General features: G+C 37.7%; 19 protein-coding genes and 1 pseudogene. 10 read left to right on the top strand and 10 right to left on the bottom strand.

The genetic code is table 11. The features are described from left to right. The first annotated feature begins 55 nt into the window (after nucleotides 1-55). Complete coding sequence (trxA, locus tag V4P57_RS08550; protein WP_455466101.1) at nucleotides 56-379, top strand: thioredoxin; 324 nt, start codon at nucleotides 56-58, stop codon at nucleotides 377-379. A gap of 102 nt (nucleotides 380-481) precedes the next feature. Here the strand turns inward: trxA and V4P57_RS08545 are convergent, their stop codons facing one another. Together V4P57_RS08545 and V4P57_RS08540 are read right to left on the bottom strand one after the other, a co-directional pair. Further along, a complete protein-coding gene (locus tag V4P57_RS08545) occupies nucleotides 482-2,059 on the bottom strand; it encodes a peptide chain release factor 3 (RefSeq protein ID WP_455466100.1) in 1,578 nt (525 codons plus the stop codon). Beyond that, nucleotides 2,059-3,720 (bottom strand): lysine--tRNA ligase, encoded by a 1,662-nt coding sequence (locus V4P57_RS08540; protein ID WP_455466993.1) that lies wholly within the window; start codon nucleotides 3,718-3,720, stop codon nucleotides 2,059-2,061. Before V4P57_RS08540 ends, V4P57_RS08545 begins: the two co-directional genes overlap by 1 nt. Nucleotides 3,721-3,887: 167 nt before the next feature. On the opposite strand from V4P57_RS08540, the gene V4P57_RS08535 reads away from it, so the two are divergent. Then, nucleotides 3,888-4,010 (top strand): hypothetical protein, encoded by a 123-nt coding sequence (locus tag V4P57_RS08535; RefSeq protein WP_455466099.1) that lies wholly within the window; start codon nucleotides 3,888-3,890, stop codon nucleotides 4,008-4,010. A 93-nt stretch (nucleotides 4,011-4,103) separates the two neighbouring features. Here the strand turns inward: V4P57_RS08535 and V4P57_RS08530 are convergent, their stop codons facing one another. Next, on the bottom strand, nucleotides 4,104-5,336 hold the full coding sequence (locus V4P57_RS08530; RefSeq protein ID WP_455466098.1) for an argininosuccinate synthase: 1,233 nt from the start codon (nucleotides 5,334-5,336) through the stop codon (nucleotides 4,104-4,106). A 209-nt stretch (nucleotides 5,337-5,545) separates the two neighbouring features. Here V4P57_RS08530 and V4P57_RS08525 point away from each other — a divergent pair. Beyond that, nucleotides 5,546-6,153 (top strand): annotated as a pseudogene (locus tag V4P57_RS08525) (LysE family translocator). A 6-nt stretch (nucleotides 6,154-6,159) separates the two neighbouring features. Here V4P57_RS08525 and rlmN read toward each other — a convergent pair. The 6 genes from rlmN to V4P57_RS08495 form a co-directional block, all read right to left on the bottom strand. Continuing rightward, a complete protein-coding gene (gene rlmN, locus V4P57_RS08520; protein WP_455466097.1) occupies nucleotides 6,160-7,365 on the bottom strand; it encodes a 23S rRNA (adenine(2503)-C(2))-methyltransferase RlmN in 1,206 nt (401 codons plus the stop codon). Between the two features lie 43 nt (nucleotides 7,366-7,408). Beyond that, nucleotides 7,409-7,912, bottom strand: coding sequence for an invasion associated locus B family protein (locus V4P57_RS08515; RefSeq protein ID WP_455466096.1), 504 nt, complete (start codon nucleotides 7,910-7,912; stop codon nucleotides 7,409-7,411). A gap of 460 nt (nucleotides 7,913-8,372) precedes the next feature. Beyond that, nucleotides 8,373-8,837 (bottom strand): PTS IIA-like nitrogen regulatory protein PtsN, encoded by a 465-nt coding sequence (ptsN, locus tag V4P57_RS08510; RefSeq protein ID WP_455466095.1) that lies wholly within the window; start codon nucleotides 8,835-8,837, stop codon nucleotides 8,373-8,375. Nucleotides 8,838-10,018: 1,181 nt separating this feature from the next. Then, the gene (lptB, locus tag V4P57_RS08505; protein WP_455466094.1) at nucleotides 10,019-10,813 is read right to left on the bottom strand and encodes an LPS export ABC transporter ATP-binding protein; all 795 of its coding nucleotides are present in this window, start codon (nucleotides 10,811-10,813) and stop codon (nucleotides 10,019-10,021) included. Between the two features lie 6 nt (nucleotides 10,814-10,819). Further along, nucleotides 10,820-11,428 (bottom strand): LptA/OstA family protein, encoded by a 609-nt coding sequence (locus V4P57_RS08500; RefSeq protein WP_455466093.1) that lies wholly within the window; start codon nucleotides 11,426-11,428, stop codon nucleotides 10,820-10,822. Nucleotides 11,429-11,507: 79 nt separating this feature from the next. Continuing rightward, nucleotides 11,508-12,155 (bottom strand): LPS export ABC transporter periplasmic protein LptC, encoded by a 648-nt coding sequence (locus tag V4P57_RS08495; RefSeq protein ID WP_455466092.1) that lies wholly within the window; start codon nucleotides 12,153-12,155, stop codon nucleotides 11,508-11,510. 197 nt (nucleotides 12,156-12,352) lie between these two features. On the opposite strand from V4P57_RS08495, the gene ihfB reads away from it, so the two are divergent. The 7 genes from ihfB to V4P57_RS08460 all read left to right on the top strand — a co-directional run bounded on the left by ihfB (nucleotide 12,353) and on the right by V4P57_RS08460 (nucleotide 18,036). Beyond that, a complete protein-coding gene (gene ihfB / locus V4P57_RS08490) occupies nucleotides 12,353-12,631 on the top strand; it encodes an integration host factor subunit beta (RefSeq protein ID WP_455466091.1) in 279 nt (92 codons plus the stop codon). Between the two features lie 8 nt (nucleotides 12,632-12,639). Beyond that, nucleotides 12,640-12,939, top strand: coding sequence for a lipopolysaccharide assembly protein LapA domain-containing protein (locus V4P57_RS08485; RefSeq protein ID WP_455466090.1), 300 nt, complete (start codon nucleotides 12,640-12,642; stop codon nucleotides 12,937-12,939). Nucleotides 12,940-13,105: 166 nt separating this feature from the next. Further along, nucleotides 13,106-14,038, top strand: coding sequence for a class I SAM-dependent methyltransferase (locus V4P57_RS08480; RefSeq protein ID WP_455466089.1), 933 nt, complete (start codon nucleotides 13,106-13,108; stop codon nucleotides 14,036-14,038). Between the two features lie 2 nt (nucleotides 14,039-14,040). After that, a complete protein-coding gene (locus V4P57_RS08475; protein ID WP_455466088.1) occupies nucleotides 14,041-14,868 on the top strand; it encodes a TrmH family RNA methyltransferase in 828 nt (275 codons plus the stop codon). 16 nt (nucleotides 14,869-14,884) lie between these two features. Beyond that, nucleotides 14,885-15,388 (top strand): signal peptidase II, encoded by a 504-nt coding sequence (lspA, locus tag V4P57_RS08470; RefSeq protein ID WP_455466087.1) that lies wholly within the window; start codon nucleotides 14,885-14,887, stop codon nucleotides 15,386-15,388. 846 nt (nucleotides 15,389-16,234) lie between these two features. Then, nucleotides 16,235-17,008 carry a Bax inhibitor-1/YccA family protein gene (locus V4P57_RS08465; RefSeq protein ID WP_455466086.1) on the top strand — a complete coding sequence of 258 codons (774 nt, stop codon included), beginning with the start codon at nucleotides 16,235-16,237 and terminating at the stop codon, nucleotides 17,006-17,008. A 119-nt stretch (nucleotides 17,009-17,127) separates the two neighbouring features. Further along, nucleotides 17,128-18,036: an endonuclease/exonuclease/phosphatase family protein gene (locus V4P57_RS08460; protein ID WP_455466992.1), complete on the top strand. Its 909-nt coding sequence runs from the start codon at nucleotides 17,128-17,130 to the stop codon at nucleotides 18,034-18,036. On the opposite strand, the gene polA is transcribed toward V4P57_RS08460, so the two are convergent. Further along, complete coding sequence (gene polA, locus V4P57_RS08455; protein WP_455466085.1) at nucleotides 18,002-20,908, bottom strand: DNA polymerase I; 2,907 nt, start codon at nucleotides 20,906-20,908, stop codon at nucleotides 18,002-18,004. The genes V4P57_RS08460 and polA overlap by 35 nt on opposite strands. Nucleotides 20,909-21,007 lie beyond the last annotated feature (99 nt).

Genomic DNA, 21,007 nt, shown 5'->3' with positions numbered 1-21,007 from the left:
ATATGAATCTTCACCATACCAATCTATAATAGAAGTAGATATAAAGGATATACTCATGACATGTATAAAAGTTGATGAAAGCAATTTCGAAAGCGAAGTTCTGACCTCTTCCACTCCTGTTGTAGTTGATTTTTGGGCAGAATGGTGTGGACCTTGCAAAATGATTGCTCCAATTTTGGATGAAATTTCAGCAGAAATGCAAAATCAAGTTAAAATTGCCAAAATAAATATTGATGAAAATCCGGAATTGGCTACCCAATACGGAGTACGCTCAATTCCTACATTATTGATGTTTAAAGGTGGAAATGTTTCATCAAATATGGTTGGAGCCGCTTCCAAGGGACGCGTTTCCGAATGGATCAAAGAGGGACTTAGTTAAATCTGCTTATAACAGTTCTTGCCACAAAAGAGAGGTGACTCCTCTCTCTTTTTTGTTTTGATTTTATTAAAAAACCGCTGTTACAATAGTAAAAGTTTCTCTTTATTCAGAGCGGATTTGGTAATCCTTAAAAGCTGCAAATTTTATTTTCGGTGCCCGCTCTGCTTCATAATTCAATGAAAAATGATTTTCTGCTAAAAAAACTGGATCGCCATCCAGATCATGAGCAATGGCAAAGCGGTGATTGGTTACAAATTTTCGCAATTCATCTTTATCCTCTGAAGAAATCCAACGGCATACACTAAAGCGCGCTGATTCAAAACTTACCGGCAAAGAATATTCCACCTTAAGTCGTTCCGTTAAAACATCAATTTGCAAGGCACCAATCACACCAATGAGAGAAGGCGAACCATCTTCGGGGATAAATAACTGTACGACACCTTCTTCGGCCATTTGCTGTAAAGCTTCTTTGAGCTTTTTTGCTTTCATCGGATCACACAAACTAACACGACGTAAAATTTCCGGTGCAAAATTGGGCACACCTTTAAAAAGAATATCTTCCCCTTCTGTCAATGTATCACCAATCCGTAATGTTCCATGATTGGGAATACCAACTATATCACCAGCATAAGCTTGATCAGCAATTTGACGCGAGCGCGCAAAGAAAAATTGTGGTGCTGAAAGTGTCATTGGCTTTCCAGTTCTTACCAATTTTGTCTTCATGCCACGTTCAAGCATCCCTGAACATACCCGCAAAAATGCAATACGATCACGATGATTAGGGTCCATATTAGCCTGAATTTTAAAAACAAATCCTGTCATTCTAGGTTCCGTGGCTATAACATTGCGTTGATCTCCACCCTGATCACGAGGACTTGGACCAAAATCAATAAGCGCATTGATCAAATCACGAACACCAAAGTTTCGTAAAGCCGAACCAAAATAAACTGGTGTCATATGTCCTTCACGGAAAGCTTGCAAATCAAATTTTTTACAAACACCCTGAGCAAGTTCCACTTCTTCAATAAAGGGTGCACGTTGATTTTCAGGAAGTAAATGTGCAACCTCATCAGACCCAGAGATCACTTGTGGTGTTACCTCATCATCCTTTCGACGAAAATACTTGTGATGAAGATTAAAAGTGCCAACAAAATCTTTACCCATACCAATGGGCCAAGTTATCGGTGCGGTATCAAGTGCGAGTTTCTCTTCAATCTCATCTAAAATTTCTAAAGGATCACGCACCTCACGATCCATTTTGTTGACAAAAGTAATAATAGGAATATCTCGCATCCGACAAACTTCAAATAATTTCAGCGTTCTAGGCTCAATGCCGCGTGCACCATCCAACACCATAACAGCACTATCAACAGCCGTGAGAGTGCGATACGTATCGTCAGCAAAATCTTCATGTCCCGGAGTATCTAACAAATTAAAAATATGATTCTCATATTCAAACGTCATCACCGATGTCACAACTGAAATACCACGATCACGTTCAATATGCATCCAATCAGAACGGGTTTGAATACGATCTTTTTTTGCTTTCACTTCACCGGCAAGCTGAATAGCTCCACCAAATAATAACAATTTTTCTGTTAGTGTTGTTTTCCCCGCATCTGGGTGAGCAATGATCGCAAATGTTCGTCGCCGTTTTACTTCTTGCACTCTCTTTTCCATTATTCACCTATAGGCCGTGCAAGCGCTTCAGCAATCAGGGCACGCATTTCATTAATCCCATAGAGCGCGATAAATGATCCCAATCGTGGTCCTCGTTCTTGCCCTAAAAGCACTTCATAGAGCATCTGAAAAAAGACATTTGAAACACCAGGACCTCCTTCAGGGCTTTTTTTGCTATGATCTTGATAGCGTTCTGTCAAACGTGCAACATCAAGAAGCGTATTTTGAATCATGTTTCCATCAATAGTTTCAGGCAAATTAGCTAATTTTGCATCAATTTGCGCTAATGTTGCTCGTTCACTGTCATCTGGTGTTCGAAATTTTTTGTTTGGTTTAACAAAAGCATCAAAATATTTAATGGCAAACTGCACCAATTGATCAAGGGCTGGATAAGTTTGCGGATTTGCTCCTTTAGCATAGCGAGAAATAAAGCCCCAAAGAACATCTTTATTCTCTGCATTTGAAGCACTTACTAAATTTAAAAGCATAGCAAAAGATACAGGCAAATCAACCTGCGGAGGGCAACCATTATGGATATGCCATACAGGATTATTAAGCCGTTCTTGCCATTTTTGACGGCCATAGGCTGAAAGATGCGCATAATATTCATCAACAGCTTTTGGAATAACATCAAAATAAAGTCGCTTTGCTGTTTTCGGCTTCAAAAACATATAAAGCCCTAAACTCTCTGTTGGAGCATACGTTAACCACTCATCAATGGTTAAGCCATTTCCTTTGGATTTTGAAATTTTCTGCCCCTTTTCATCCAAAAATAGCTCATAATTAAATCCTTCTGGTGGATTACCACCAAGCACTTTGCAAATTTTGGAAGAGAGGTTGGTGGAATCGATAAGATCTTTTCCCGCCATTTCATAATCAACGCCAAGCGCTTTCCAGCGCATCGCCCAGTCTACCTTCCACTGGCACTTAACTTTTCCCCCTGTAACTTCCGTTTCAATGGTTTCTCCTGTTTCAGGTTCAATATAGGTAACAGTGCCTTTTTCAATATTACGGGCAATCATCGGCACTTGCAGCACTTTTCCAGAAAATGGGGAAATCGGCAAAAAAAGCGAATAAGTAGCCTGTCGCTCTTCACCCAATGTTGGTAAAATGGTTGCCATTACCTTGTCATAACAGGCAAGTATTTTTAAAAGCGTTTCATCAAAACGACCGGAACTATAATAATCTGTCGCGCTCGCAAATTCATAATCAAAACCAAACTGATCAAGAAAAGCGCGCAAACGGGCGTTATTTGCTGCTCCAAAAGAAGGATAATCATCCCCAAAAGGATCTGGAACACGGCTAAGTGGTTGACCAAGATAGCTTTTCATCTTCTCGCGATCAGGTACATTATCAGGAACTTTACGTAAACCATCCATATCATCAGAAAAACAAAGAAGTTTTGTTTTAACTTTATTCTCAGTGAGAATATGAAAAGCATGACGCACCATGGTTGTACGTGCTACTTCCCCAAAAGTCCCAAGATGCGGTAAACCAGAAGGCCCATAGCCTGTTTCAAATATTACACTCTCGGGGTAACCTGTTTTTTCATATCGTTTGATAATTTTGCGCGCTTCTTCAAATGGCCAAGCTTTCGATTGAACAGCCGCATCTCTTAATTCGAGTGTAAAGCTAAAGGTATCACACTGGTCACGCATCATCATCTTTATCCTAATATTAAATTCTTTCACGATATGGTGTATAGTTCTTGAATTTATTCGTCAATAATAGCAAGCGAAAAGGTATAAACTCTTATCATACTCTTGCCATAATCAGCACCCGCCCTATTATTTTGTCTATACTTTACGTAAACGAAAGTGTGAATATTATGAATCGCAATTTACTCGTTTTGATTATCGCTGCTTTAATCGTTCTTCTTATAGGTTTTTCTTATTACACTTACCAGCAAGAAAGCAAAACCTCTAGCATTGAACTCAAAATTGATGAATAATCCATCTGCAACCAAAACCAATTAAAGAAATTTCCTTCCTTAACTTTTAATATAAAATCTGTCCTGCGCTTAACACTGTTAAAATGACTTGTGTTATGTTTCCGTATGTATTAATGAGCGCGCTGCTAATGTGCGTAGACGTAATGCATTTAATTTAATAAAACCAGCAGCATCTTTTTGGTCATAAGCACCCTGATCATCCTCAAAAGTTACTAATTCACGAGAGTAGAGTGATTTTTTGCTTTCGCGGCCTTCAACAATCACATTACCTTTATAAAGCTTTAGCGTAACTTCACCTTCAACATTTTCTTGAGATAAATCAATAGCTGCTTGTAACATCTTACGTTCAGGCGAAAACCAAAAGCCATAATAAATGAGCTCTGCATAACGCGGCATTAATTCATCTTTTAAATGCGCTGCACCACGATCCAATGTTAAGGATTCCATCGCGCGATGAGCCGTTAAAAGAATGGTCCCTCCTGGTGTTTCATAAATCCCACGCGATTTCATACCTATAAAACGGTTTTCTACCAAATCTAATCGACCGATACCGTTATCGCGTCCATAATTATTCAATTCAGTAAGTAAATCCGCAGGAGAGAAACCTTTCCCATTAATCGAGATAGCATCACCTTTTTTAAAGCCTATCGTGATTATAGTTGCTTGATCTGGAGCTTCTTCCGGAGAAAGAGTGCGCATATGAACATATTCAGGAGCAGGAAGCGCTGGATCTTCCAAAACTTTGCCCTCTGATGATGAGTGTAATAAATTTGCATCCACGGAAAAAGGTGCATCACCTTGATTATCCTTCTCTACCGGAATTTGATGTGCATGCGCAAATTCAACCAACTCTGTACGACTTTTAAAAGACCAATCACGCCACGGAGCAATAATTTTTATATCAGGATTAAGTGCATAAGCAGAAAGCTCAAAGCGTACCTGATCATTGCCTTTTCCTGTTGCTCCATGGGCGATAGCATCTGCACCTGTTTCTTTGGCAATTTCAATAAGGCGCTTTGAAATAAGTGGACGAGCAATGGATGTACCTAAAAGATAGCATCCTTCATAAACTGCATTGGCTCGAAACATTGGAAAGACAAAATCACGCACAAACTCTTCACGCAAATCTTCAATATAGATTTCTTTAACACCCAGAATTTCAGCTTTACGACGAGCAAGTGCTAACTCTTCCCCCTGCCCTAAATCAGCTGTAAAGGTTACAACTTCAACATCTAGTTCACTTTGTAACCATTTAAGAATAATCGACGTATCTAGCCCCCCTGAATACGCTAGAACAACTTTCTTAACATTTTTCCATTTTTTCATTTTAAAGCTCTATATAGTTTCCTTTCTTTTCTTCTACTCAGAAATTAAAACTATGCAAGCAATGAAAACAAATTCCTTTTAAGCAACATTAAATAGATGCAAAAAAACGAAAAAGTGTAAAGAGGGATGTTTTGTGATGGGTAATAAGTTGTGAACAGCTCTTTAAAGAAATAAAAGTGATTTACATGTCATTTTTCCATGAATAGCCTATGATGATACAATTTTTCTCAGCAGCGTTGATTCTAGCGCTCATTCCAGAACCTGATATTATACTGTCTGTATCACGCATTATTGCACAAAGCAAAAAGACTGGAATTATATGTGCTTTAGGGAGTGCTACGGGTTTCAAGCTGTTACTGTAGCACTTGGCATATCAGCACTTATTTTTACCTCACCGCGCGCCTTTTTTCTTCCTAAAGTTGTAGGCGCCTTTTACCTTCTATGGCTTGCCTTTCAGGCATTGCGTAAACATTCCACATTTTCTCTTAAAGAAACATCCACCAAATACAAAAGCCTTAGACGCAATTATTTTACTGCTATTAGAATTAACCTTTTAAATCCAAAAATTATCCTTTTTAACGTGATTTTCTTGCCGCAATTTATCAATGTAAATGATCCTATGGCTACGCAAAAAGTGCCCATTTTGAGTCTCTCTTATATTCCCATTTCTCTACTTATTAATATTTCTATAATTTTTATGGCTCATAAATTTTCCTACAGACTCAAGCAAAATCCTTCTTATACCCGCTTTCTTAATTGGCTTATCATAAGCATTTTTACCAGTTTTGCTCTACGTGTTCTTATTGATGAAAATTGAAATCATTCATTGCAAACGTTCAGATTTACGTAAACGTTCTGAAGCAGATTTAAGCTGACCGCACGCAGCCAAAATATCGCGTCCGCGCGGCATTCGAATAGGTGAGGCATAACCTGCTTGATTAACCACATCGGCAAAACACTCAATTTGTTCCCAATCAGAACATTGGTAATTCGTCCCTGGCCATGGATTAAAAGGAATCAAATTGATCTTAGCAGGAATACCTTTAAGTAATTGAACCAACTGTTTGGCATCATCCAAACTATCATTTACATCTTTCAGCATAACATATTCAAATGTAATTCTCTTAGCATTCGAAAGACCTGGATAATTACGGCAAGCTTCCATTAACAGTGCAAGCGGGTATTTTTTGTTTATTGGAACAAGCATATCCCGTAGCGTATCACGCACCGCATGGAGTGAAATCGCTAACATTACCCCTATTTCCTTTCCTGTTCGTATGATTTCAGGAACCACTCCACTGGTTGAAAGAGTAATTCGACGTTTTGACAAAGAGAGTCCATCTCCATCAGAAGCAATTAATAAAGCTTTTTTGACTGCTTCAAAATTATAAAGTGGTTCCCCCATCCCCATCATAACAATATTGGTAATTTTGCGCCCTTCAACTGGAACAATTGCCCCATCAGGGATATTCCTATCAGGAAAATCACCCAAACAATCACGCGCAATCAATAATTGTGCCAAAATTTCTTCCGATGTTAGATTGCGAACAAGCACTTGTGTTCCTGTATGACAAAAAGAACAAGTTAACGTACACCCTACCTGAGATGAAAGACATAAAGTACCACGCCCTTCTTCAGGAATATAAACCGTTTCAACTTCAACAGGTCTTCCAGCTCCACGTGCAGGAAAACGTAACAGCCATTTACGTGTACCATCTTTTGATATCCGTTCTGCAACAATTTCAGGACGCGCAATGGAAAAGTGATTTTTAAGCATTTCTTGCATTTGCTTAGAAATGTTGAGCATTTCATCAAAATTTGAAACACCACGCACATAAAGCCAATGCCAAAGTTGACGTACACGCATACGCGCTTGACGCTCCGGAACACCGATCGCCTTTAAAGCTTCAACCATTTCATCTTGCAACAAGCCAATTAAAGAGGGTTTGGATCTCTCCTCCACTACAATATTTTTTGATTCTCGTGCTAAGCATGCACCAATCGGTCTGAGGTCATATGAAACGGCCATTGCTTTCCAATTTATATTGCTATTTTAGAGTTACAGAGAGACCTTAATGACATTTTTGTGCTGCATTTAATGCAGCAGTTACCCCTTTTAAGGAATAAGTATAGGTGGTATAGGTTCCCCGCTTTGAGATGGCCTTCACCGTCATATTTCTTCCAGCACGCATAGCAGAAACAAGCTGCTTTTCTAGCTCTGATGAAGCTAACCAAGCGGATGAATCTTTCGTGAAAAAATCAAAATTTTTATCTCCGATGGTAACTGTGACCTTTGAGCCTTCTTTAAGTGTATAACCAGCCATAAATTGTGGTTCAAACGAGACAGGAGAATTCGAGCGCTTGGTTACCAAAAAGAAATTATCGCCATGATTAACTGTCGTTGGAAGAGATTCTAAAGGTACTGACAACACATAGCAAATTGCATTTTCTGGCGATTTATAAGAATAGGCCCCCCAAGCTTCAAATTGATTTAAACGGCTTGGCGTTTGTGCACATGCTGACCCGGAAATAACCAGAATTATTACAGATGCAGCAATAACAGTCTTTTCAAACATCTTTATTTAGCTCACTTCTTTAATCTCTAACAAGATTCTCTTCATTGGAAAAACTCTACAAAAACTCGTCAGTACTCTAGTGTAGTTGCTCCAATCTTTTCAAAAAGCAAAATACTTTTACGCCGATCAAAACAATTTTCTTACCTTTAATTGTGACCTTTTAATCGTTATTAAAATATAAATTTTTTATTCAATAACCAGACTAAAAAAACAACCTTTTGATTTTATTCTATAAATTTTGTTTTTCTTATAAAAATCTAGCTCTTGAGGCAATTGGAACTCAAAACAAGGTATGAGTATAACATCATCCTGTTAAGAAATAAACCACACTTTTTACCGCAAGCAATTTCTTTAAAATCACATGATGCGATCAGTGGTTTAGATTCCTTAAGTACAGATTATATTATTTTCTAACTTTGTTCTGTAGTACACCATCGATAAAAGTACATTATCATGTCCTTTAAGCTGCATTTGATTCTGAATTTTGAATTAATAAAGCATAAAGCGCATTGGCATCGTGGGTGTTGCGCAATTTTTGTACAACATCAGCATAACGTAAAACACGTGCAATCTGTGATAAAGCCTTTAAATGATCTGCACCCGCATTCTCAGGTGCTAAAAGGAGAAAAATAAGATCAATCGGTTCATCGTCAAGAGCTTCAAAATCAACTGGGCTTTCAAGGCGTGCAAATATACCAACGATTCGGTTAATATCCGGCAATTTTCCATGAGGAATCGCAATACCACCACCTAAACCCGTTGAACCTAGTTTTTCACGTTGCAAAATAACATCAAAGATAACACGTTCACTCAAACCTGTCAGCTCAGCCGCTCTTTCTGCTAAAATTTGCAGAACTTGTTTCTTCGAATTCGCCTTAAGAGCCGGAATAATTGCTTCCGGTGCAATTAACTCACTCAAATTCATACTTTAATTTTCCTTTTACACACTCAAACGCTCATCTATAAACTTGTAAACGGTGTTATCTAAAGTTATTTCATTTTCTTGCATCATCGCATGTGACTTTATTTTTCAATTTATAACGAGTGATCGTTCAATTCATTAAATATCACTCTCAGCGCAAAAATAGACAGTAATTCAGATCCAAATTAATAGCATGAAAAAAGAGGAAATGATTTTGTCCGTAAAATTAACTTCCCTACGGTACCAGCAAATACGATCATTCATAAATTTATCGACCTTTTCATTATAATAGTTAGTGTACAATTCTTCATCAGATATTATTTTTCCTTTTAAGAACCGGCTCCTATAAAGTGAGAAGCGTATCGAGGTAAGATGGCACTTTATTTTGACAATTATTGTGCGTATTGTGTGGCTTGAGTGCTATACGACCAGAATGATCTAAAATTTTTAAATCATACTATGGCTGTTTTAAAGAAGTTCACAGACTTATCCTTATATTCGCAGCTGTGCATCCACTTTTAAATGCGTAATGCAAACCAACAAAATACAACAAATCCTATTTGACAACTGTAATATACAACTCATGATTTACTGTAAAAATATCCAAAACAGCATCATCGATATGTTGTTTGATTCAACAAAGAAAAATATCTAATATCTATATACCTTCCAACAATACGCCCATTTATTTATGGTCTCGTTTATCATTCATTATCAGGTTAATCCAATAATATCTTTTCTATGGTACAATCAAAAGCAAACCGAACTGATAAAATCATAAAATTATCTCACCTTTATGAAGTCCTTTTTCAATACTCAGCAAAAACTCAGTTTAAAGTTATGATAATCAAAAAAGCTTTGACATAAATAAGAGGCTTCTTAGCAATGGTAATATAAATAAAATCTTCAGAGAATATCTTATTGCTATCTCCTTTAAAAAATGCCTATTTTCTCCTTTTTGTATCCAAAAAACTAAACTACATCTATTTATTTATTTTAAAGCTTTTAACAATGTCATAACAGTTTTTGCAATGGTATAACTCTTGTTCTTGATCATAAAGATCAAAATAAAATTCATCTACCTTCGTGGAACTAGTTTAAATAACTCAATATGTGGAAATGATGTTTCTGTTCACCACATTGACCTATTTAAACTTAAATCAAGACTTATAGAAGCTATACAATCAGAGAGAAAATTGATTTCCCAAATAAATTCTGCGTACATCAGCGTTATTGATAATATCGTTAGGAGAGCCGTGAACTAATACTTGTCCTGCGTAAATGATATACGCACGGTCAACAAGCCCTAGTGTCTCGCGCACATTATGATCCGTTATCAAAACACCAATTCCACGCCTAGTTAAATAACGAATAAGCTGCTGAATATCAAAAATAGCGATAGGATCAATGCCTGCAAATGGTTCATCAAGTAATATAAAATTGGGACGAGAAGCTAAAGCACGTGCGATTTCTAAACGCCGACGCTCACCCCCTGATAAGGAAAGAGCTGGCATTTTACGTAAATGTTCAATTTTAAATTCATGTAAAAGGCTATCTAACTCTTCACGCCGTTTAAGGCGATCTTTTTCAACAATCTCCAAAACAGCTTTAATGTTATCTTCTACTGAAAGACCACGAAAAATAGAAGCTTCTTGTGGAAGGTACCCAATTCCTAAACGAGCACGTCGATACATCGGAAGATGGGTGATATCAAATCCATCAATTTTAATGGATCCTCCATCAGATTTAATAAGACCCGTAACCATATAAAAACAAGTCGTTTTTCCCGCACCATTGGGACCTAAAATACCGACAGCCTCTCCAGTACGAATACCAAAAGAAACACCCTTAACAACCTGTCTTCCACGGTAAATCTTAACCAAATGGCTGGCAATTAAAGTCCCCTTTAAGCGCTTTCTTAAACCTTCATTTGCAAGAGCACATTTATCCGTCTGTTTTTTTCTTTTGATTCCAAACATGAAACCTTAATGGCCATTCTTTTGACTTTGTTTAAAAACGATAGAAACACGACCCTTTTTTTTAGGCGCCTCACAACCTTCTAGAAAAGCCTTTCCACTTTTCATATCTGCTATTAGTTTACACCCTGTCGCTACACTATCACCATCGGTTAATACAACGTTATTCCCTGTTAAGCTCATTATTTTTGTCTTTCCATCAAAAACGCCTTTATCACCTGTAGCGACTTGCGTGGCAATTTTTATGTAAACCTTTCCCAAAGCTTCCATTCTCCTAATACCCGTCGAACCAAACCAGGCAGGTGATGATGCCTTTATATCTGTCTGGCTCTTATCAGCTCCTTTATGTGCTTTATCGTAATAAACAACTAATTTTGCTGTTCGCAGAAGACGTTCACCTTGAATTACCGAAACATCACCATTAAAGAGTGCTATCCCTTCTTTATCACGTATTTCTAAGGAATTTGCATAGAGTTCCACTGATTCTTTGTCATTTGATAAATTAATTCCAAAATGAGCCACTTCACCATATCCGAAAACTGTTCCAGACCCTAATAATCCCAAGCTTAAAGCCAAAGAAATGCCTAAATATTTTTTGTATGGTTCCTTCAGCTTCATCTCATCATCCACAATTCTTTTGTTTATATACACACATAACTTCTCTTTCATAACAGTCGCTTATCGTGTTTATACTCTTTCATTGTTTATCAAGTACTAAATGCACACCACCATGAAAGTACATGTTTTGTCCTTTTTCTCGAATTTGCAAAGCGTTTGCTGTAAGATGAAAGCCCGCACGCTGGATATTGATACCTTTATCTGTTTTTAATTGCCCCTCTGATAAATTAATATTTGCTGCCATAAATTGCGCAATCGTTCCATCACTCGTGGTAATAGTGAATGGCTTATCCAATTGCAAGCAGCCATTCATATTATCGTACATTCCCCCTTGTGCATCAAGAAAAACCCGTCTTTGTTTGCTTACAAGCGCCTCAGCTGTAATGTTTTGTAGCCCAATTACTCCAGCACGTGTGCGATCTTGAAATGCCTTTTCCGCTTTCAGCCAATAAGGTTCATGAGAGCGCGTATAACCTTCTAACTTTGGATTGAGCATCGTCAATTTCATTATCTCTCCCTCTCCATTACCCGCAGTCACAGAGTCGTCAGAAGCAACGGGAACAAAGAAAAATGTAAACCAGCAAAAAACGAGTGCTATAACCAATGCTAAAATAGGTAAAAAAAATTTTAATACGCTAATGCGGCGAGAATGACGAGATGCTTTTTTAAAAACATCTCCAAAAGAGGATTTTGTTGAAAAAACTCCATAATGATTGTTTACGGACATACTACCCTAATCTCTTAAATGTTCCGCTTTTTGCAACTTGTATACTCCTTATAAGAGGTATTTTCAAATTTTGTTTCTTGCAATTTGTTTTTTCTTAGTTTTATTTTGCTTTCATTCGTTTATATGTTGTAATGTGTGTGCATAAAATGCGCAATTATAATTATAGAGAACCTTTTTTACATGAAAGCGAGGCTATTTTGGTTAAATCAGAGCTTGTGCAAATTATTGCCCGTCAGAACCCGCATCTTTTTCAACGTGATGTGGAAAATATTGTAAACGCCATTTTTGAGGAAATTTCAACAGCACTTTCGAATGGTAATCGTGTTGAGCTTCGTGGTTTTGGAGCTTTTTCTGTTAAAAGCCGTTCAGCCCGTAACGGCCGCAATCCACGAACAGGTGAAGCCGTCGTCGTTGAAGAAAAATGGATTCCTTTTTTCAAAACTGGCAAGGATTTGCGTGATCGACTTAATCAATGAGTAAACTTATGACAATTAAACGTGTCCTTTTAACAATTGCTTTGCTGATTCCTACAGCGCTTTTGCTTGCTTTTATCTTAGCTAACCGTCAGATGGTTACATTAACCCTTGATCCTTTTCGAATACACTCTGAAAATTTTACCTATCACGCTCCTTTTTTTATATGGCTTTTTATTTTTTTTGGTCTTGGTATTTTATTAGGAAGCCTAATCAATTGGTTTGCGTACCGTAAATGCAAAAAAGCTCTCAAAAAAAGCAAAGCGGAACTCGAGAAATTGAAAATATCGATTACAGATATGGTGCAATAGTACTTTAGAGGAATTTTTTCCCGACGGTATTCAACACAGAATTAAAAGTGCTCTTTCTCTTTTTTCCTATACATGCTTTAATTGACTTTAAGCTTTTGCATTCTTACGAATAATTTAAGAGCCTTTTAATACCAGTTTTTAAAATACCTGTATCATGGTAGTGAATATGCCTGCACAATGCTCTCAGCCTCACCAAAACGATAGATATCCGCAGGAAAAATTACCTCTTATTTTAGAAACCAGTATGAGTGCAGATTATGCTCTCATTGACTCTGGTAATGGACAAAAATTAGAGCGTTATGGAGCTTACCGCATTATTCGACCAGAAGGTCAAGCATTATGGAAACCTGCTTTATCACAAAAGTATTGGGCTAATGTTGATGCTATTTTCACCGGCAACCTCGATGAAGAGGGTGTTGGTCGTTGGCATTTCCCCAAAAAACCGCTTGGTGAAACTTGGCCACTTGCTTGGAATGGTTTGTCTTTTCTAGGTCGCTTTACTTCTTTTCGTCACGTTGGTCTCTTTCCTGAACAAGATGCTCATTGGCGCTTTATAGAAGAACAAATTATTAAAGCTACACGTCCAATCAAATTACTCAATCTTTTTGGCTATACAGGTATTGCTTCTTTGATTGGCGCGCGCGCAGGTGCAAATGTTACACATGTTGATGCTTCTAAAAAAACCATCGCTTGGGCAAAAGCCAATCAAGAAAAAGCGGGATTGTCAGATCGCTCTATTCGTTGGATTTGCGATGATGCTGTAAAATTTGTTGAGCGCGAACTGCGTCGTAAAAAAACTTATGATATGATCCTTCTTGATCCTCCTGCATATGGGCGTGGGCCTCATGGCGAAATTTGGCAACTGTTTGATCACTTACCGGCTATGATTACAAGCTGTCGTAAACTTCTCTCTGATAAACCTCTTGCGATCGTTCTTACAGCTTATTCTATTCGCGCTTCATTCTACGCACTTCATGCTTTAATGCGTGATGAATTGATAAATCTTGGCGGTACAGTCGAATCAGGAGAACTGATTTTGCGTGAAGAAGTCGCTGGACGCGCCCTTTCTACTTCTCTTTTTAGCCGTTGGATTGCTTGAATATGTATATACAAAAAACCGGTAAAGTTAAAGAAATCATCTCCCTTAGCAATCCCATTATCAAAGATATTCGAGCACTCAGCCAAAAGAAAAACCGTAATCGAGAAAGTCTTTTCATGGCCGAAGGACTTAAATTGGTGATTGATGCTCTCGATCTCGGTTGGATTATACAAACACTTATTTTTTCTAAAAACAAAATTGGCAATACTACTATAGAAAACACCGCTGCACGGACTGTAGCCAATGGCGGTTTTGTCATTAAAGCTTCGCAAAAGGTGATGGAATCCATTACCCGACGCAATAATCCACAAACAGTTATTGGTATTTTTAAACAACAATGGCAACCACTTGAAATGATAACAGGACGAGTTGAAGATGTTTATGTTGCACTTGATCGGGCGCGTGATCCTGGAAATCTTGGTACCATTATTCGCACTGTTGATGCTGTGGGAGCTAAAGGCGTTATTTTGATCGGCGAGACAACAGATCCTTTCTCACCCGAAACAGTACGAGCAACCATGGGATCAATTTTTTCCATACCACTTTATCGCTGTGATGAAAGCACCTTTTTAAGCTGGTCTAAAAATTTAAAAGGTACAGTTGTTGGCACACATCTCAAGGGATCTACTGATTATCGTACAATTAATTTCAAAAATGGCCCTATTATACTTCTCATGGGAAATGAAAAACAAGGTTTACAAGATATTCTTGCGAGTTGTTGCGATAAACTCGCACGTATTCCACAAAGTGGACGCGCTGATTCTCTTAATCTAGCAATAGCAACAGCTCTCATGCTTTATGAAATCCGCCGTCCTTATTTAACACTGTAGCATATGAGGCCCAAATATGATGCGTAAATCACTACCCTTTTTCCTCCTTGGTTTGGCGCTTACAGTAGGAGTTGATCAAGCAGTAAAACACTGGGTTATGCACAATATGCTTCTAGGAACAGCAAAACCGCTTCTTCCTTTTCTTTCCCTCTACCATGTGCGTAATTCTGGTATCGCATTTTCGTTTTTTTCTTCTTTTTCTCACTGGGGACTTATCGCCATTACGCTTGTTATTATCGTTTTTCTTTTATGGTCCTGGAAAAAGGTTGAATATAATAAATCTTTAACGTGCTTTGGCCTTACCCTTATCATTGGTGGAGCAATTGGCAACCTTATTGACCGTATTCGTTTTCATCATGTTACTGATTATATCCTTTTTCATATTGATGATATTTTTTATTTTGCTATTTTTAATCTTGCAGATAGCTTTATCACACTTGGCGTTATTGCTATCTTCATTGAGGAATTACGTATCTGGATAAAAACAAAACATTCTTCAAATCATAAATTCTCTGAATAAAAGTTTGTTCATTTGGAAATGAATAATCGTATTTTATACAACTTGATGAGATATGTACATCCTCATACCCTAGTATTTTTACCCTATATTTTGGAAATCGTTTCTTATTTCCGTTATAATTTTGTTAAAAATATTCTATTCTGTTATCTCTACAGCTATGCCTTTAGAGCACAAAGAACGGCCTGTTTGTTAAAAAAAACAACATTTTCTTACTTTCTTATTTTCCGCGTTGTTTTCTTAATGGTTATAGTTGTTATACTAAAATACTTGCACAAATTCTTCTTATGAAATCATTTCTATATTTTTTTGCATATTTCCCAATTATAAACTTAACTCATCTATTTTAAATATAGAAGAAATGTTCAATGACAGATCAATAGATGAATCGGTATATGTATTGAAAATGTTGTTCTAAATAGTACAATATGCCTTCCATGAAGTTTGTAAATGCAATATTGAGAATTTTAAAATATAATGATTGGTGCTTCTTGTAGCTTCATAAACGCAAAAATAGTCGTGCCTAATAGATTTGAAATTTTATGAGCAACAAAGAAAAACGCATATTCTAACCTTTTATTCCCTCGCAAAAGTGTTATAAGAAAGGACTCGGTGGTTTTATTCAAAATAAGACTTTTTCTTACCAATTTGTAAGGTTTCTTTCCAACGAAAATCTCTTGTAATTTTAAAATAAATCCCCATAATAGGGGGAGGTATGCTGGAATTTCACCAGCGGCGCCTGGGGTTTTTTGTATAAGCCAAGTCGGAGTTTATACAAGCCTGCTGTTTTAGCAGTATAAATTTTTAACCCCGACATCTGGTGGAACATATGCTAAAGGACTTTATATTATGGCTGATTTTAAAAATTTACGTTCGGCGTCTGTTTCTCATGCCGATGCATCAATTGATCAAGGATTGCGCAGCTATATGCTGGGTATCTATAATACAATGGCCATTGGTTTGCTTATTACGGCCGCTGCTGCTTATGCAATTGCATCATTGGCAACGACGGCAGATATGGGCCAGGCAGCCGCTCAGATTAGTAAAAGTGTTTACTTGACTCCATTCGGAGTAACATTTTATACATCGCCACTCTCCTACATTGTTATGTTTGCACCACTTGTGGCGGTATTCTTCCTCAGTTTTAGAATTAACACATTGAGTACTAGTGCGGCCCGTAGCCTCTTTTTTGGATATGCTGCTCTCGTTGGACTCTCACTGTCCTCCATCACTTTACGTTATACAACAGAAAGTGTTGTACAAACATTTGTTATTACAGCTGCAGCTTTTGGTGCTCTTTCACTTTATGGTTATACGACAAAGCGTGATCTCACAGCGATAGGCTCATTCCTTTTTATGGGTTTGATCGGTTTGTTGTTTTCTATGGTTGTGAATATCTTTCTTGGATCAAGTGCCTTGCAATTTGCTATCTCTGTGATTGGCGTGTTGATCTTTGCTGGTTTAACAGCTTACGACACACAAAACATAAAATTAATGTACTATGAAGGAGATGGTGTTGATACCCAAGGTCGTAAAGTCATTATGGGTGCGCTGAGTCTTTATCTTAATTTCATCAATATGTTTGTTTTCTTACTTCAGTTTCTTGGCTCAAACCGTGACTGATTATAAATGCCGTAGCTTATAATTAAAGAACCTTGTTTCTCAAAGGAAGCAGGGTTCTTTTGTTTTTGGCACCATCATTTACCCTTTACCCCTTAGGTAATAACCCTTTTTCTCACAAAATGACAAAGATGCCTTACAAGCAAAAATTTCCTTGGTTCACCGCATTTATCCAGAAAAAACTCCGTAGCTCCCTTTTAAATGCCATCCACAATCGCTCTTATTATCGGTCAGATATAATCAATCGGAATAACCATTATGATCTTACCGTCGCTTCCTATAATGTTCATAAATGCGTGGGTGTTGATAAGGTTTTTAATCCTACGCGTATTGTTCGTGTTATTGCTGAATTGCAAATTGATATTCTCGCCCTTCAAGAAGCAGATAAACGTTTTGGTGAACGCGTTGGCTTGATTGATCTTCATCTGTTAAAAACTGAAACGGGACTGATTCGAGTGCCTCTGAATCCCATGTCACCTAACGGTCATGGTTGGCATGGTAACGCTCTTTTTGTGCGAAAAGGATGTGTACACGATATCTTACAAGTCACTCTTCCTGGTATTGAACCACGTGGTGCTGTAATTGTAGAGTTGGAAATGGACACAGGTCTTATTCGTGTTATTGCTGCTCATTTTGGCTTGTTACGCCATTCTCGCAATCAGCAAACAAAAATGCTTCTTACACTTCTACAAAAACGCCCCCTTATACCTACACTCCTTATTGGAGACTTCAATGAATGGCGAGTGGGAAAAGGCTCTTCTTTAAACCATTTATCTCCTTATTTTGACAGCACATTTGGAACTGTGCCAAGTTTTCCTTCTCGCTTTCCTTTTCTAGCCCTTGATAGAATTTTTGCTTTTCCCCATCAATTGGTGACAAATATTGAAAACCATAATTCACCACTTGCACGTATCGCCTCAGATCATTTGCCTATCAAAGCTTATCTTAACCTTGCCAATGCAATGACCATTCTTAAAACAAAATACATCAAAAAGGTTAATGCGCCTCACCCCAATTTTGAGCAACCATGACTTTCACTTCAAGTGGTACAGACAAAGAAAGGACTGGCATTGTAGCATTTTCCATAACTTTTTTAACAACAGCCATGGTTTTTTCACTCTCATTTTCCGGTATCTCAAAAATTAATTCATCATGCACTTGCAACAACATTTTTGCTGACAATTTTTCTGTTTCTAAAGCATCTTCCATTTGAATCATGGCACGGCGAATAATATCCGCTGCTGATCCTTGAATCGGAGCATTGATAGCAGCCCGTTCATTAAAGGCACGTACCCGTAAATTGGCTGCTTTTATTTCTGGATAATGGATACGACGTCCAAAAATTGTCTCTACATAACCATTTTGGCGCGCAAATGTCTTAGTCGTTTCCATATAGTCTTTAATCCCTGGGAATCTTTCAAAATAAAGTTGAATATAACGGCTTGCTTCTTGTCGCGAAAGACCTAATTGATTGGCTAATCCAAAAGCTGAAATACCATAAATAATACCAAAATTAATGGCTTTTGCACGTCGTCGTATATCCGAATGCATACCCTCTATCGCAACCCCAAACATTTGTGATGCCGTTATAGCATGAATATCCTGACCTTGTGCAAAAGCTTCTTTTAATGCCGTAATGTTGGCAATATGCGCAAGAATGCGCAATTCAATCTGGCTATAATCAGCTGATAGTAGCATATGTCCTTTTGGAGCAATAAAAGCCGCCCGTATTTTACGTCCCTCTTCTGTTCTTACTGGAATATTTTGTAAATTTGGTTCCGATGATGATAAGCGTCCCGTTGATGTTGTTGCCAAAGAATAATTTGTATGAACACGCCCTGTTTTTGGCATAATATAAGAAGGCAGAGCATCTGTATAAGTAGATTTTAGTTTTGCAAGTTGACGCCAATCAATAATTTTACGTGGCAAAATATGACCATCAGCAGCCAACTCCTCTAAGGTCTGAGCAGAGGTCGACCATTGACCACCTTTGGTCTTAGCGCCTCCAGGTAAGCCCATTTTGCCAAAAAGGATATCACCTAATTGCTTTGGCGAGGCAAGATTAAACTTTTCACCAGCTAGCTGAAAAATTTCCTCTTCTAGAATAAAAGCAGCCTCAGCTAATTCTCCTGAAAGGCGCAATAAAATCTGCCGATCAACAAGAATCCCACGTTCTTCCATTCTTGCAACAACTTCTATCATTGGTCGATCAAGGCGCTCATAAATTTTTGTCATTCCTTGAGCCACAAGCTGCGGTTTTAAAACTCGCCATAAACGGAGCGTTACATCAGCATCCTCCGCAGCATAAAGGGTTGCCTGTTTTAAATCCACTTGCGCAAAAGAAGTAATCTTTTTTCCGTTATGCGTTAACTCCTTGTAAGAAATCGGTTTATGTCCAAGCCAACGCTTAGATAAATCATCCATGTTATGTGTTAAAGTCCCAGCATCTAAAGCATATGACAAAAGCATAGCGTCATCAAATGAGCATATCACAATGCCATGTTGTTTCATCACCAACCAATCATATTTTATATTCTGACCAATTTTTAATACTGCTGGATTTTCTAATATTGGCTTTAAAAGTGCCAAAGCTTTTTGTGTTTCAATTTGCCCGACAACACGCCCACCGCCTAAAAGATCATCTTTCCCTTCAACATGTTCAAGGGGTACATAGGCTGCTTTTTCCGGCTGTAATGCCAATGAAAAACCAACAAGCTTTGCTTGCAGTGGATCAAGGGAAGTCGTTTCAGTGTCAAAAGCGAAAAAACCTTGTTCTTGTGCTTCTGATAACCAATCTTTCAAAATTTCTTCATCAAGAATAGTCGTATAGGCATCTATTGTAATTTTTTGAGACAGAGCTTGATCTTTACGTTTTTGTGCTAACAATTGTGGAGAATTTTCAGAAAAATCATGAGAAAATACCCTCTCATCTTTCTTAACATCATGCTCTAACCCTTGTGCAAAATTAACCCAATTAACGTTTATATCGAGTGCATTAATAACTTCTGCATCACATTCTGTTGCCTCTGCTACGCGACGTGTTAATGTTGTAAATTCCATTGCTTTAAGAAAAGCGATTAAGCGCGGGCCATCTTGTGGTTCTAAAACAAAATCATCCAAATCATTGTCTATAGGCACATCTGTTTTAAGCCGAACCAATTCACGAGAAATTTTTGCTTGTTCACTATAAATTTGAATGTTTTCACGTCGTTTTGTTTGCTTAACTTCTGTTACGCGCTGCAACAAAAGATCAAGTGTACCAAATTGATCCAGCAATTGGGCTGCAATTTTTGGGCCAATGCCTGGAATACCTGGTACATTGTCTGTCGGATCTCCAATCAAAGCTTGCAAATCAACCATTTTTTCAGGCGCGACACCCCATTTTTCTATAACTTCAGAAATACCAATATGCTTATCTTTCATTCCATCATATAAGGATACGTGCGCACTCACCAATTGCATAAGATCTTTGTCCGAAGAAATAATTGTTGTTTTTGCTCCAACCTTTGTTGCCAGTTGTGCATAGGTAGCAATCAAATCATCGGCTTCAAACCCTTCCTTTTCAATGCAAGGTAAATTAAAAGCCTTTGTTGCTTGGCGTATTAAAGAAAATTGAGGAATAAGCTCTTCAGGAGGTGTCTCTCGATTCGCTTTATATTGTGGATAAATTTGTTTCCGAAATGTATCAGATGAATAATCAAAAATAACAGCAAAATGCGTTGGAACAACGCCGGTGGCTATATTGCGTACATCACAGAGCAATTTCCACAGCATATTACAAAAACCAGCTACGGCCCCTACAGGAAGTCCATCCTTTTTGCGCCTTAAAGGTGGTAAAGCGTAATAAGCACGAAAAATATAACCCGATCCATCAACCAAAAAAATATGATCTGTTGTTTTCATAACAATTTCATTTCTCCATTTCGGCTAAAAAACAATTCACTTTTATATATTTTTTTACCCTTATTTATAAAATTTATCGAATTGCCTCTAAAAAGCCAT

This window comes from Bartonella sp. B39 (genome assembly GCF_053795145.1).
This window is presented reverse-complemented; position numbering and strand designations above follow the sequence as displayed.